The organism is Rodentibacter pneumotropicus DSM 21403 (assembly GCF_000379905.1).
Classification (GTDB): domain Bacteria; phylum Pseudomonadota; class Gammaproteobacteria; order Enterobacterales; family Pasteurellaceae; genus Rodentibacter; species Rodentibacter pneumotropicus.
In genome coordinates this window covers 47,319-62,027 of sequence record NZ_KB904041.1, presented here as the reverse complement: position 1 = coordinate 62,027, position 14,709 = coordinate 47,319, and the positions used below count along the sequence as shown (strand labels likewise).

12 protein-coding genes and 1 tRNA gene are annotated in these 14,709 nt (G+C 38.5%); 11 read left to right on the top strand and 2 right to left on the bottom strand.

Annotated features, from left to right (window positions below):
• Positions 1 to 43 precede the first annotated feature (43 nt).
• Positions 44 to 880 (top strand): DUF72 domain-containing protein, encoded by an 837-nt coding sequence (locus A3GE_RS0101775; protein ID WP_018355568.1) that lies wholly within the window; start codon positions 44 to 46, stop codon positions 878 to 880.
• A gap of 6 nt (positions 881 to 886) precedes the next feature.
• Here A3GE_RS0101775 and A3GE_RS0101770 read toward each other — a convergent pair whose 3' ends face one another.
• Positions 887 to 1,450, bottom strand: coding sequence for a YceB family lipoprotein (locus A3GE_RS0101770; RefSeq protein WP_018355567.1), 564 nt, complete (start codon positions 1,448 to 1,450; stop codon positions 887 to 889).
• A gap of 101 nt (positions 1,451 to 1,551) precedes the next feature.
• Between A3GE_RS0101770 and A3GE_RS0101765 the strand changes: the two genes are divergently transcribed.
• The 10 genes from A3GE_RS0101765 to tyrA all read left to right on the top strand — a co-directional run bounded on the left by A3GE_RS0101765 (position 1,552) and on the right by tyrA (position 11,908).
• Positions 1,552 to 2,289, top strand: a complete 738-nt coding sequence (locus A3GE_RS0101765) for an RIO1 family regulatory kinase/ATPase domain-containing protein (RefSeq protein ID WP_018355566.1) — start codon at positions 1,552 to 1,554, stop codon at positions 2,287 to 2,289.
• Positions 2,289 to 2,423, top strand: a complete 135-nt coding sequence (locus A3GE_RS12420) for a hypothetical protein (RefSeq protein ID WP_018355565.1) — start codon at positions 2,289 to 2,291, stop codon at positions 2,421 to 2,423. Before A3GE_RS0101765 ends, A3GE_RS12420 begins: the two co-directional genes overlap by 1 nt.
• 98 nt (positions 2,424 to 2,521) lie before the next feature.
• A tRNA-Met gene (locus tag A3GE_RS0101755) sits at positions 2,522 to 2,598 on the top strand.
• Between the two features lie 172 nt (positions 2,599 to 2,770).
• Positions 2,771 to 3,226 (top strand): ribosome maturation factor RimP, encoded by a 456-nt coding sequence (gene rimP / locus A3GE_RS0101750; protein ID WP_018355564.1) that lies wholly within the window; start codon positions 2,771 to 2,773, stop codon positions 3,224 to 3,226.
• 17 nt (positions 3,227 to 3,243) lie between these two features.
• Positions 3,244 to 4,731: a transcription termination factor NusA gene (gene nusA, locus A3GE_RS0101745; protein WP_018355563.1), complete on the top strand. Its 1,488-nt coding sequence runs from the start codon at positions 3,244 to 3,246 to the stop codon at positions 4,729 to 4,731.
• A 12-nt stretch (positions 4,732 to 4,743) separates the two neighbouring features.
• Entirely contained in the window at positions 4,744 to 7,272 is a 2,529-nt protein-coding gene (gene infB / locus A3GE_RS0101740) for a translation initiation factor IF-2 (protein WP_018355562.1), read from the top strand.
• A 360-nt stretch (positions 7,273 to 7,632) separates the two neighbouring features.
• Entirely contained in the window at positions 7,633 to 9,114 is a 1,482-nt protein-coding gene (locus A3GE_RS0101735) for a nicotinate phosphoribosyltransferase (RefSeq protein ID WP_018355561.1), read from the top strand.
• A 274-nt stretch (positions 9,115 to 9,388) separates the two neighbouring features.
• Positions 9,389 to 9,775 carry a 30S ribosome-binding factor RbfA gene (rbfA, locus tag A3GE_RS0101730; RefSeq protein ID WP_018355560.1) on the top strand — a complete coding sequence of 129 codons (387 nt, stop codon included), beginning with the start codon at positions 9,389 to 9,391 and terminating at the stop codon, positions 9,773 to 9,775.
• Positions 9,775 to 10,695 (top strand): tRNA pseudouridine(55) synthase TruB, encoded by a 921-nt coding sequence (gene truB, locus A3GE_RS0101725; protein WP_018355559.1) that lies wholly within the window; start codon positions 9,775 to 9,777, stop codon positions 10,693 to 10,695. Before rbfA ends, truB begins: the two co-directional genes overlap by 1 nt.
• Before the next feature lie 88 nt (positions 10,696 to 10,783).
• Positions 10,784 to 11,908 carry a bifunctional chorismate mutase/prephenate dehydrogenase gene (gene tyrA, locus A3GE_RS0101720; protein ID WP_018355558.1) on the top strand — a complete coding sequence of 375 codons (1,125 nt, stop codon included), beginning with the start codon at positions 10,784 to 10,786 and terminating at the stop codon, positions 11,906 to 11,908.
• A gap of 35 nt (positions 11,909 to 11,943) precedes the next feature.
• Here the strand turns inward: tyrA and A3GE_RS0101715 are convergent, their stop codons facing one another.
• A complete protein-coding gene (locus tag A3GE_RS0101715) occupies positions 11,944 to 14,532 on the bottom strand; it encodes an ATP-binding protein (protein WP_026215346.1) in 2,589 nt (862 codons plus the stop codon).
• Positions 14,533 to 14,709 lie beyond the last annotated feature (177 nt).

Sequence of the window (14,709 nt, the reverse complement as noted above, 5' to 3'; positions counted from 1 at the left end):
TCTCTCTTACAATACACATCTCAATTTTTATCAAAAATATTAAATGCCTCATATTTACATTGGTACAGGCGGTTACGCCGATAGCGATTTGCTCGGCACTGTTTATCCTTTAGGGACAGCAAAAGAGGATTTTTTGGCTCATTATTGCCGCCATTATGACACCGTAGAAATCAATAGTAGTTTTCATGCGCCTATTGGGCTGAAAGCCGTGCAAGGAATGTTGGAAAAATCGAACGGAGAATTGCAATTCTCAATTAAATTGCATCAAGATTTTAGCCATACTCGGGTTGCGACAAAAGAAAACGCTAAAGCGTTTCTCAATGTGTTACAACCGTTAGTTGAAAAACAACTACTTGCTGCATTATTTTTGCAATTTCCTCATCGGTTTGAACGTAATCTCAATAATCGCCGCTATTTAGCGGAATTGACTCAATGGTTTACGGATTATCCGATGGCGATCGAATTCCGTCATCCTAGCTGGCATTGTGAAACGGTGTTTGAGACATTTTGCCAACAACCCAATTTAATTTGGGGGAATGTCGATTATCCGACTAATATCGGGTTGCCGATGTTTCAACTAAAAATTAATCAAAATACAGGCTATTTGCGCTTACATGGTCGCAACGGGAACTGGTGGCGTGAAAGTTCTGCTCAGGCGCGACACAATTATCGTTACTCTGAAAATGAACTTGTCGAAATCGCAAATTTGATTTTTCAACAAAAAGATAGGTTTGAAAGATTGTTTATTTATTTCCAAAATACAACACAAAGCCATTCGTTTTATAATATTGCGATGCTCAAGGATATGTTACGACCTTTGGGGTTTGAAATGAAAACCCAAGTTGATGAGATTCCTCATCAACAATGGGATTTGTTCTGAAAAGTTTTATAGAACATTAGCCTCAAGCTCCAAAACACCCGGCTCAATTTTAATCCCTTTAGCAAATTTTTTGATTAAAACATCTCGGATATTTGTTTCATCAAGAGTATAAATTGGCATTGAAGAAAGTAACATCGCAATACTTTCACTTAAAAATGGCATCGCAGTTTGTAATTGCTCCATATATTCTTTAGGCTCACCGGACCATTGTAAAATGCGTAAGTTACGTAGATAGATCTCACCTTTTTCCGGGTTATAATAAGGAACGGTATCAAAAGTGAGATTTAACTTAGCCGGGAATTGTTTATTTCCCAGTCTGAACAATCCCTCAGCAGTTCCATTTATTTCAACGCGTTTTTCTGTTCCTCGTCCAATTTTAGTGGTGAGATCTTTTAACTGATAATCTAAAGAAAACAAACCGGGGAAGTTAAATTTATCTTTAATCGTCCCCTTTTCCTGTAAATATTGATTAATTTGTTTTTCAGTAAGACTAAAAGGTGAAGACTGTGCTGGGAGACAGGTGGAAAAACCAAGTAACAGAGTAAAGAGGGAAATTTTGAGTTTTTTCATAAAATACCTATTAAGTTGAAAGATTGAAATAATTCCGTAGAATACGTACGGTTTTTATATAGTAAAACTATTATGTAGTATAAATGATCTGGAGTAATATTGTGACGAAATCTTGCGTCAATGCCGAATTTCAGGCTCATGTTAAGCGTATTTTAGAAGAGCAGAAAGGTAAACGAGTATATAAATTTAGCTATCAAGGTAAAGAATATTGGTTGAAACAACCGGAAAGATTATCAGGAGTTTGGTTATTATTAAAACCTTATCCCAAAAAATCTTTTAAAAATGAATTAATGACTCTTTTGTATTTATCTAAACAAGGTGTGCCAGTTCCTAAAGTTGTTTATCATGGAAAAGATTTTTTTGTCTTAGAAGATGTTGGAATGAGCATTTCTCAATGGACGGACGATCCAAGCTGTTCTGAGGAACAAAAATTTTCAATTCTCTCTGATGCAAGCCAAGCTTTAATCGGATTACACAAAAAAGGATTGGTACATGGCCGTCCGGCAATACGCGATATTATATGGAATAATAGTAAAGTTATTTTTTTAGATTTTGAATCTCGTTCAAAGAGCCAAAATAAAGATTGGTTAATTGTGCGTGATATGTTATTTTTCTTCGATAGTTTATGCCATAAAAACACAATTTCTGATGAACTAATAAAAGAAATAGCGCTTTATTATCAAACACATTGTGATTCCCGAAACTGGGAAATAATGCAAAATTATTTATCAAAGTTTAGATGGGTATACTACTTATTACTGCCTTTTAAACCGGTTGCAAAGAAAGATCTCATTTCGATTTATCGTTTATTCAACTTATTGTATAGTAAGGAAAAATAATGAAAAAAGCTTTCTTAATTTTAATACTATCCGTTTTGCTTAGTGCTTGTTCTGTTGGAGGAGGCATTGGTGTTGGTGGCGGTAGTAACGGTGTTGGTGTCGGGGTGGGATTAGGTACCGGATTTGGTTTCTAACCTTTAAGAGCGGTCAAAAATTGTAGTGTTTTTTTAGATTTTTAAGAAAATGCTTGATCTTTCGATATAGCCCACTATAATACGCCACATCTTTCGGACGCGGGGTGGAGCAGCTTGGTAGCTCGTCGGGCTCATAACCCGAAGGCCGTCGGTTCAAATCCGGCCCCCGCAACCAATACAAGTTCAGTAAAAGAACCCCAAATTTGGGGTTTTTTTGTACGAGAAATTTTAAAAACTGGGCTTAGGTTCAATGAACCTAACCCTTTTTTTACGCCTAAAATTCAATATAGACGGCGTTCTGCTATATACATAAGAATGAAGGCAATAATTAAATAGAGGAGTAGATATTGGCTACCTTAGAACAGAATTTACAAGAAATATTGCAAGGTTCGATAGAAGATTTAGGTTGCGAGCTTTGGGGTATTGAGTGTCAACGTTCCGGTCGTTTTATGACTGTGCGTGTATTCATTGATAAAGAGGGCGGTGTCACTATAGATGATTGTGCGGATATAAGTCGCCAAGTCAGTGCAATTTTGGATGTAGAAGATCCGATTGCCGACAAATATAATCTTGAGGTGTCATCTCCCGGTTTGGATCGTCCATTATTCACATTGGCGCAATACAAACGCTATCTTGGTGAAGAAATTCTCATTCATTTACGTATCCCAATGATGGAACGTCGTAAATGGCAAGGAAAATTAGAGCGTATTGAAAATGATATGCTCACGTTAAAAGTTGATGATCAGGAACAAACCTTTGTTTTTGGTAATATTCAAAAAGCAAATGTTATTGCAAAATTCTAAAAGGAGAAAAAGGAAAAATGAGTAAAGAAATTTTATTAGCAGCAGAAGCGGTGTCTAATGAAAAATTATTACCACGTGAAAAAATTTTTGAAGCCTTAGAAAGTGCAATTGCACTTTCAACCAAGAAAAAATACGAATACGAAACCGATATTCGTGTTTCAATTAATCCAAAAAATGGGGAGTTTGATACTTTCCGCCGTTGGTTGGTGGTCGATGAAGTCAAAGTGCCGACAAAAGAAATTACTTTAGAGGCGGCTCAATTTGATGATCCTAATATCCAACTTGGCGATTATGTGGAAGATCAAATTGAATCTATTGCTTTTGACCGTATTGCAATGCAAACCGCACGCCAAGTTATTAGTACGAAGATTCGTGAAGCGGAGCGTGCAAAGGTCATAGAACAATTTCGTTCCGAAGAAGGTAAAATCGTTACCGGTACGGTAAAAAAAGTAAATCGCGAGAATATTATCTTAGATTTAGGCAATAAAGCCGAAGCGGTTATTGCTCGAGAAGATATGCTACCACGTGAAAACTTCCGACCGGGAGACCGAGTACGTGGGGTACTTTATAAAATTGTTCCTGAAAGCAAAACCGCACAATTATTCGTTACACGTGCGAAACCGGAAATGCTCGTTGAATTATTTCGCATTGAAGTACCGGAAATTGGTGAAGAGATGATTGAAATTCGTGGTGCGGCTCGTGATCCGGGTTCCCGTGCAAAAATTGCGGTGAAATCCAATGATAAACGCATTGATCCTGTTGGTGCATGTGTAGGTATGCGGGGGGCACGTGTTCAAGCGATTACCAATGAATTGGGCGGGGAGCGTGTCGATATCGTACTTTGGGATGATAATCCGGCACAATTTGTCATTAATGCTATGGCACCAGCAGATGTAAATTCTATCATCGTTGATGAAGATAACCATTCGATGGATATTGCCGTTGATGCAGCAAATCTTGCACAAGCAATCGGACGTAATGGTCAAAATGTGCGTTTAGCCACCCAATTGACCGGTTGGTCACTGAATGTGATGACAACGGAAGAACTTAATGAAAAACATCAAGCAGAAGATAATAAAGCATTGAATTTATTTATGAATACATTGGAACTTGATGAAGAATTTGCCCAAATCCTTGTGGAAGAGGGTTTTACAAGTTTAGAGGAAATTGCTTATGTGCCGGTAAGCGAATTAACGGCAATCGATGGTTTGGAAGATGAAGATCTTATTGAAGAGCTTCAAACTCGTGCCAAAAATGCGATTACAGCAGTCGCCGTAGCAGAAGAAGAAACATTGAAAAAGGCAAATATTGAAGAACGTTTATTAAACTTGGATGGTATGAATCGCCATATTGCAGTTAAATTTGCCGAAAAACAAATTACTACCCTTGAAGAACTTGCCGAACAAGGTGTTGATGATTTGGCGGATATTGAAGAATTAACCGATGAACAAGCCGCAGAGTTGATCATGGCTGCACGTAATATTTGTTGGTTCAGCGAAGAATAAGGAGAATTAATCATGACAGATGAAGTAAAAAAAGCGGATAGTGAAGCGCCGAAAAAATTAAGTATTCAACGCAGAACAAAAACAACAGTTAGTGGAACAACGACAGCCGGTAAAAGTAAAGCAGTTCAAGTGGAAGTGCGTAAAAAACGTACGGTGAAAACCGATGCAGTTCAAAAAGCAGAAGAGGCTGCAAAATTAAAAGCACAACAAGAAGAATTGGAAGCTAAAAAAGCGGCAGAAAAGAAAGCTATGGAAGAAAAAGCACGTTTAGAAGCAGAAAAAGCAAAATCCGAGAAAGAAAAAGCGGAAGCAAAAGCCGAAAAAGCAGCGAAAAGTGCGGTCGATTCTAAGCCTAAATCTGTCGATGTAGAAAAAGAAAAACGCAAAGCGGAAGAAGCCGAACTTCGCCGTAAAGCGGAAGAAGTTGCCCGTCAAAAAGCAGAAGAGCAAGCTCGTAAAGCTGCTGAAGAAGCAAGACGTTACGCTGAGATGGATGATGAGGATAACGAATCATCTTCAGAAGATTATTCTGACTACAATTTAAGCTCTAAATATGCCCTTGAAGCGGAAGATGAAGAAGAGCGCCGTAATGAAAGTCGTGGCCGTGGAAAAAATAAAGTCGCGAAAGCAAAAAAAGGCGGTCGAGATGACGATAATAGTAAGAATAGTCGAAATGAGCGTGAATCTAACCGTAAAAACCAAAAAGAAGGTAAATTGGGTAAAGGTAAACATGCTAAGAAAGGGGCAGCATTACAACAGGCTTTCACAAAACCTGTTCAAGTCGCTAAAGCAGATGTCGTGATTGGTGAAACTATTACCGTTGCAGAATTGGCGAATAAGATGGCGGTTAAAGCCACTGAAATCATCAAAATGATGATGAAAATGGGCGAAATGGTGACAATTAACCAAGTGCTTGATCAAGAAACAGCACAATTAGTGGCGGAAGAACTCGGTCATAAAGTGATTCTCCGTAATGAAAATGAACTTGAAGAATCAGTACTTGGCGATCGTGATGTAAATGCGGAGAAAGTTACCCGTGCGCCGGTCGTGACAATTATGGGGCACGTTGACCATGGTAAAACGTCCTTACTTGACTATATCCGTAAAGCGAAAGTCGCTGCCGGAGAAGCGGGGGGAATTACCCAACACATTGGGGCATACCATGTGGAAATGGATGACGGCAAGATGATTACTTTCCTTGATACACCGGGACACGCGGCATTTACCTCAATGCGTGCCCGTGGTGCGAAAGCAACGGATATTGTGGTACTTGTAGTAGCAGCTGATGATGGCGTGATGCCTCAAACCATTGAAGCTATTCAGCACGCGAAAGCCGCGGGTGCGCCATTAGTGGTCGCAGTAAACAAAATTGATAAACCGGAAGCCAATCCTGATCGTGTAGAACAAGAGTTACTCCAACACGAGGTAATTTCAGAAAAATTCGGTGGTGATGTTCAATTTGTACCGGTTTCAGCGAAACAAGGTCTCGGCATTGATGAATTGTTAGATGCAATTCTTCTTCAATCTGAAGTACTTGAATTAACTGCTGTGAAAGACGGTATGGCAAGTGGTGTAGTGATTGAATCCTATCTTGATAAAGGTCGTGGTCCTGTGGCGACAATCTTGGTGCAATCCGGTACATTACACAAAGGCGATATTGTACTTTGTGGTTTCGAGTATGGTCGTGTAAGAGCGATGCGTGATGAAAATGGTAAAGAAATTGACGAAGCAGGTCCATCTATCCCTGTGGAAGTGCTTGGGCTTTCCGGTGTGCCGGCTGCGGGTGATGAGGCGACCGTTGTACGTGATGAGAAAAAAGCACGTGAGGTGGCATTATATCGTCAAGGTAAATTCCGTGAAGTTAAACTTGCCCGTCAGCAAAAAGCAAAACTTGAAAATATGTTTAGCAATATGACGGAAGGTGATGTAGCCGAATTGAACGTTATTGTCAAAGCAGACGTACAGGGGTCTGTGGAAGCGATTGTTCAAGCGTTACACGAACTTTCAACGGATGAAGTAAAAGTGAAAGTCGTAGGTTCGGGCGTAGGCGGTATTACAGAAACCGATGCCACATTAGCAGCGGCATCCAATGCGATTATGGTCGGTTTTAACGTTCGTGCCGATGCTTCAGCCCGCCGAGTGATTGAAAGCGAAAATATTGATTTACGTTATTATTCAATTATTTATGAATTACTTAATGAAATCAAAGCAGCAATGAGCGGTATGTTACAGCCTGAATTCAAACAAGAAATCATTGGCTTGGCAGAAGTACGTGATGTATTCCGTCATCCGAAATTTGGTGCGATTGCCGGCTGTATGGTGACAGAGGGGATTGTTAAACGTAATAACCCAATTCGTGTGTTGCGTGATAACGTCGTTATTTTTGAAGGCGAACTTGAATCACTTCGCCGCTTCAAAGATGATGTGGCAGAAGTGCGTAGCAATATGGAATGTGGTATCGGAGTGAAAAACTACAACGACGTAAAAGTGGGCGATCAAATCGAAGTATTTGAGGTTGTAGAAGTTAAACGTTCGATTTAATGATTACCTTGTACCTGTCGAAATGTTAAAAGTTGCGGTGAGATTATCCTAGGAAACAGGAATTTAAACATGGCGTGTGTTGGCTTAATATATACGCAGTGTGTCCTTCGAATAAAAGCAAAATCATGTTTGTGTAACTACTACATAATGTAGAAAACATTGGAAAATCTGACCGCACTTTTTTAGTAACTACCTAGAACACTAAAATAACATTTATGACAAGGAGAAATATTCTGCTAAATATTGAATGCGGTTATATTCTGTGATAGGAGATAACCGCTTTAATATATTAGTTTTAAAAAGTTATCCTACTTACATTTTGTATTAACAATAAATCTAACTTAGATGGTAATAAATTTTATGGATAATCTATTAAATCATTATAGTCGTGCCAGCGCTATACCATCATTATTATGTGATTTTTACAAAACATCTCATCGAATGATGTATCCTGAAGGTTCACAAATTCTTTATAGTACATTTACGCCTCGTAGCAATAAACAAGCACCTTATTTAACAAGGGTTGTGTCCTTTGGTTTTCAAGCATTTATTACTAAATATTTAATTCATTATTTTAATGACAACTTCTTTTCTCGAGATAAGGATGAAATTGTTTCTGAATATTCAGCCTTCATAAAAAAGACGTTGCGGTTGGATGATACAGGTGAGCATATTAAACAATTACACGAGCTAGGTTATTTACCCATCAGAATTAAAGCCATTCCTGAGGGAAAAACCGTTGCAATTAAAGTTCCTGTAATGACCATTGAGAATACCCATCCCGATTTCTTTTGGCTGACAAACTATTTAGAAACGCTCATTAATGTCTCACTTTGGCAGCCGATGACATCGGCTTCTATGGCTTTAGCTTATCGAACGGCATTAGTAAAGTTTGCGAATGAAACTTGCGATAACCCAGATCATGTTCCATTTCAATCTCACGATTTTTCAATGCGTGGTATGAGTTCTTTAGAATCGGCGGAAACTTCAGGTGCCGGTCATTTAACCTCTTTTTTAGGTACGGATACAATTCCTGCGATTTCTTTCATCGAAGCCTATTATGGTTCAAAAGAGTTAATTGGCACTTCAATACCGGCTTCAGAACACTCAGTGATGAGCTCACATGGCATTGATGAATTGCCCACATTTCGTTATTTAATGGCAAAATTTCCGAATAGTATGTTATCCATTGTGTCTGACACCACCGATTTTTGGCATAACATTACGGTTAATTTACCTTTATTAAAGGCAGAAATTATGGCAAGACCGGAAAATGCCCGCTTGGTTATTCGCCCTGATAGCGGTGATTTTTTTGCCATTATTTGTGGCGATCCTACGGCTGATACCGAGCATGAACGTAAAGGTTTGATCGCCTGTTTATGGGATATTTTTGGCGGCACAGTTAATCAGAAAGGTTATAAAGTTCTCGATCCTCATATCGGCGCTATTTATGGCGATGGCGTGACCTATGGAAAAATGGTGAAGATTTTAGAGGGGCTGAAAGCCAAAGGCTTTGCTTCAAGCAATATTGTGTTTGGTGTCGGTGCGCAAACCTATCAGCGTAATACGCGTGATACTTTGGGATTTGCCATCAAAGCCACATCTATCACGATTAATGGTGAAGAAAAAGCGATCTTTAAAAATCCTAAAACCGATAACGGCTTAAAAAAATCTCAAAGAGGTCGCGTTAAAGTCCTTTCTTATGATACTTATCTTGATGGGCTAACTGCAAAAGATGATTTTAGCGATGATTTATTAGAAGTACTCTTTGAAGACGGCAAACTGTTACGCCGGACTGATTTTGATCAAATTAGACAAAATTTACTTGCTGGTTCCGGTTAGAAAAATAAAACAACTTTATTGCGGGTTAAAAGGTAAAGAGCGGTCAGATTTTATCGTGTTTTATGAACTGATCGCTTCATTTTAATCCTAGTATCTCACCGCTTCAAAAATACATTATCGGTAAAAAATATTTAACTCAATACAACCTGTCTCAATTTATTGCGATAAACAATCTCAAAAATTCCCCCAAAACAGACCGCACTTTTCACTTTTGGGGGATAAATTTTGCTATAATCCCTCGCTTTAAAACGAATTTTGAAAATAGGAAAAAATGATGGCTCGAGAATTTAAACGCAGCGACCGTGTTGCGCAGGAAATCCAGAAAGAAATTGCGGTGATTTTACAGCGTGAGGTAAAAGATCCGCGCATTGGTATGGTGACGGTATCCGATGTGGAGGTATCCAGTGATTTGGCGTATGCTAAAATTTTTGTTACCTTCTTGTTTGATCATGATGAAAGCGCTATTGCACAAGGGATGAAAGGGTTAGAAAAAGCCGCACCTTATATTCGCACCTTACTTGGCAAAGCTATGCGTTTACGCATTGTGCCGGAAATTCGTTTTATCTACGATCAATCCTTAGTGGAGGGTATGAGAATGTCCAACTTGGTAACAAATGTGGTGCGTGAAGATGAACGCAAACACGTTGAGGACGATCAATAATGTCAAGACCACGCAAGCGGGGACGGGATATTGACGGTGTGTTTTTGTTGGATAAACCGCAAGGGATGTCCTCCAATGAGATTATGCAAAAAGTCAAACGCCTTTTCCAAGCGAATAAAGCCGGACATACGGGGGCGTTAGATCCCTTGGCAACAGGAATGTTACCCATTTGTTTAGGTGAAGCCACCAAATTTTCACAATTTTTACTGGATGCGGATAAGCGCTATTTGGTAACAGCAAAATTAGGCGAACGTACTGATACCTCCGATGCGGAAGGACAAGTAGTGGAAACTCGTGCTGTTAATGTGGAAACGCCACAAATTTTGACCGCACTTGAGCAATTTAGAGGTGATATTTTACAAGTGCCGACCATGTTTTCTGCCTTAAAACATCATGGCAAGCCTTTGTATGAATATGCCCGCCAAGGGATCACCGTAGAGCGAGAAGCCCGCCCGATCACTATCTTTGAACTCAATTTTATTGAATACCATGCTCCTTATTTAACCTTGGAAGTACATTGTTCCAAAGGCACTTATATTCGCACTTTGGTTGATGATTTAGGGGAAGTATTGGGCTGTGGCGCACATGTAACAATGTTACGCCGACTTGCTGTGGCGGATTATCCCATTGAAGCAATGATGAGCTGGGATGAATTGCAAAACCTCGCAGCGAAGCAGGATTTAGCCTTGTTGGATCAGCATTTATTACCAACGGATACGGCGGTGAGTAAATTGCCGGCGTTACATTTGAATGACACACAAAGCCGTGCCATTGGTTTTGGTCAGCGTGTAAAATTTACCAATGAACAGCAGTTACAAGGGCAAGTGCGGTTGTTTTCAGCGGAGAATTTATTTTTAGGTGTAGCACGCATTGAGGGGTATATCATTCATCCTCAAAGATTAATCACACAATCCGTATAATTTCATTTGCCTTTCCTAATAAATTCCAGTAATCTCATCTGTAATTAATTTATTACAATTTATGTAAACGAAAAATTACAGGTGGATTATGGAAGCGCTCAAAGATTTACGTTCCGAAATTGATTCGCTCGATCGCGAACTCATTCAACTTTTTTCTAAACGCCTTAAATTGGTTTCACAAGTCGGCAAAGTCAAACATCAACACGGTCTCCCTATTTATGCACCCGATCGTGAAATTGCTATGTTGCAGGCACGCCGTCTGGAAGCGGAGAAAGCAGGCATTTCACCGGATTTAATTGAAGACGTGCTACGCCGTTTTATGCGGGAATCCTACACCAATGAAAACCAGTTTGGTTTTAAAACCGTCAATCCCAATATTCAAAAAATTGTGATTGTGGGGGGCTATGGAAAATTGGGCGGATTATTTACCCGTTATTTACGCGCCTCAGGCTATCCGATTTCCGTTTTAGAACGTGATGATTGGGATGTGGCAGATCGAATTCTTGCCAATGCGGATGTAGTGATTGTCTCTGTGCCTATTGCCAATACTCTAGAGACCATTGAACGCTTAAAGCCTTATTTAACGGAAAATATGTTACTTGCGGATCTTACTTCCGTGAAACGTGAACCCTTGGAGAAAATGCTGGAAATACACCAAGGGGCAGTAGTGGGCTTGCACCCGATGTTCGGCCCTGATATTGCCAGTATGGCAAAACAGGTGGTGGTATGTTGTGACGGACGTTTTCCTGAACGCTATGAATGGTTGCTGGAACAAATTCAAATTTGGGGAGTAAAAATTCATCAAACCGATGCCATCGAACACGATCATAATATGACTTATGTGCAAGCCTTGCGTCACTTTTCGACCTTTGCCAACGGTTTACACCTTTCTAAACAACCTGTGAATCTCGCTAATTTACTGGCGCTTTCTTCCCCAATTTATCGTTTGGAATTGGCGATGATTGGGCGTTTGTTTGCACAAGATGCCGAACTTTATGCGGATATTATTATGGATAAAACAGAAAACCTAGAGGTGATTGAAAGTCTAAAACAAACCTATGAGAATGCGTTGAAATTTTTTGAAAACCACGATCGTCAGGGGTTCATTGATACTTTTCATCAAGTACGGGAATGGTTCGGTGAATATTCCGAACAATTTTTAAAAGAAAGCCATCAATTGCTACAACAGGCGAATGATTTGAAACAAGGATAGACGAAAAGTGCGGTGAAAATGACCGCACTTTTTCATTAAAGGCAAAGGAGTTTTTGTTGTAACGATTGTAGTGTAAAAGGTTTGATTAGCACAGGAAATTGTTCGGCATTTTCTAATTGCGCCGTGTGGCCTGTGATAAGTAAGATTTTTATTGCAGGGAAGTTTTTCTGTATCCATTTAGCAAGATCTATGCCGGTGAGTTTATCTGATAACATAATATCAGATAATAAATAGTCAATTTTTTCTCCTTGTTCTAATTGTTCAATGGCCTGTTCAGCAGATTCACATAAGATAGGCATATAGCCCAGAACATGGAGTTGCTCCCCAAGGGTTTCACGTAAACTTGTTTTATCTTCGACAATCAAAATCTTATAGCGAACTTCGTTTTTACTAAAGTTTTTTGGCGTTGGTATAGTGGTATTCATGTTCTTTGTAATAGGTAATTGCAAGTGAATTGCCGTACCTTGTGCCGGACAAGAATCAATTTTCACCCGACCTTTCGATTGGCGAATAAATCCATACACCATTGATAACCCCAATCCGCTCCCTCGACCATTTTGTTTTGTTGTAAAAAATGGTTCAAATACGTGGTTTATCGTCTCTTCATCCATACCGCATCCATCATCTATAACAGAAAGTTGAACCATGTGTTCTTGTCGATACGTTCGGGTGACATTAAGGGCCGTTGTTTGGATTGTAATGGTTCCTTGATCGTTCAATGCATCTTTCGCATTTACAATTAAGTTGAGAAGTGCCGTTTCAAGTTGATTTTTATCAATGTAAACAGGGGGTAAATTCTCGCCTAAATCTAACCGCACTTTGATATTTGTCGGAATACTGTGCTTGATTAAATCATTAAACTCTAAAACAAGCCGATTGATATTCAGAGAAATCGGGTGGAGTGGTTGTTTTCTTGCATAAGCCAGCAAACGTTGGGTTAAAGTTGCGCTATTTTCGGCAGCTTTTAAGGCTCGCTGTAAACGTTTTGCTTGCCGTTCATCAAGATGAGCAGGGTTAATTAAATCTAAATTACCAATAATCACGGCAAGAAAATTATTAAAGTCATGGGCAATTCCTCCTGTTAAATGACCAATCGCTCGCATTTTTTGGTTATGAATAATCTCATTTTCCCATTTTTTCCGTTGTGTACGGTCAATTAAAAAAATAACAAATCCGTCTTTTAAGGGGCTAACACGCCATTCTAAGATATATTTTTCATATTGTATTTCAAGAAAGTCTTGTGCTTGGCGAACTTCTGTAAGTAACGTTAAATTAATGGATTGATTGCTCCCCATGACTTTGGTTTGTCGCGAATCAAAGTAACTGGCCAATGAATAAAGGCTGTGTTGTTTGTATTCTGTAAAAAACGGTTGAAGTAATATTTTAAATTGAGCGTTATGAGAAATGAGATTTAACTCTTTATCAAAAATGACTAATCCATCCCTCATGGCTAAAAAAGTCTGTTCGACTAATTCATTTTTTTCTTTCAATAAGGAATCCGTTCGTTCCAGCTCTATTACATTTTGGTAAAACACATCAAAGGTTCTCGCTAAATCACCAATTTCATCGTGACTATGTTGTTGTGGCACTGTCACATTTTTATTGCCTTGCGATAAACACTTTAATGCGTTTGTAATGGAATAAAGTCGTTTTCCAATAAGGGAGTAAATATATTTTGCCCAGATAATGATTAGAAAAATCGTAAAAAGTGAAAATAATAAAATAAATAACGTTAATGTGAATAAATGTTGTTGAACTTGTTCTGAATTAGTATTGGCATTTTCAACTTTGTCTTTGACTAATTGTGTATAGTGTTGGTTTATTTGTTGTACTAAAGCATCAATTTTGAATGTCAGAAATTGAATACGTAAATTAACTTTCTCCAATATTTTTGCATTGTCAATCATGGTGGGAAATTGCTGTTGAAGTTTCATTAATTCTTCATTGATATCCGGAAACTGATGAACAGGAGGAAAGAACAAAAAATTAGCTTGTATTCCTGTAAATACACTCACGGAAAATCGGCTTTTCGTTGCATCTTCAATGAGTTTTTCTACCCGATCAAGCTGTATAAGAAAATTTTGTGGAAATTGATGTTCTGCATCGGCGGACACAACACGTTTTTCTAATCTCTTAATATGTCGAATATAAAGTAACTCCTGGTTTAATTGACTAATCATTGTCGTGTGCAATACATGGCGCTCATGGGTTTGCAATAATAAATCTTGTACACTTTTTTCAAGTAAATCAATATGATGAATAACTTGAGTGAAAATTTCATTGGGTTCCGCAGTGGATTGTTTGGCTTGCTTGAGTAGGTTTTGTAATTCTTCGGCATGATGCGTGAGTGACTTTGATTCTCCTTGATATTCTAAAGCACTGGTGGTTTGTGTTAAACGTTTCGCATAAGTAGAAATTTGTGCAGTTTTAACACCTAATGTCATTGATGAAAACATTTGGTTAAGGGAACGATCACGCAGATTGGATAAAGAATTATAGGTATTATTCAATCCTATAATTGCCGTCATACTAATAGCAATAATAAGTGAAATTACTGTGATTAAAAACAGCATTAAACGAAAACGTACGCTATAAATTTTTGTTGATGTTATCCAATTCTTCATTTTTTTGACCGCACTTTTATACCTATACTGCTTTTGATTATTGTAAGCAGAAATTAATAAAAACAAATAAAGAATATCACCCTTATGATCGTTTTGTGATCTAACTCTCAAATTTGATAAAAAGTAGGAATTATGACAATTATGAATAAGTTTCAACATTTTCTATTCATATTCCTA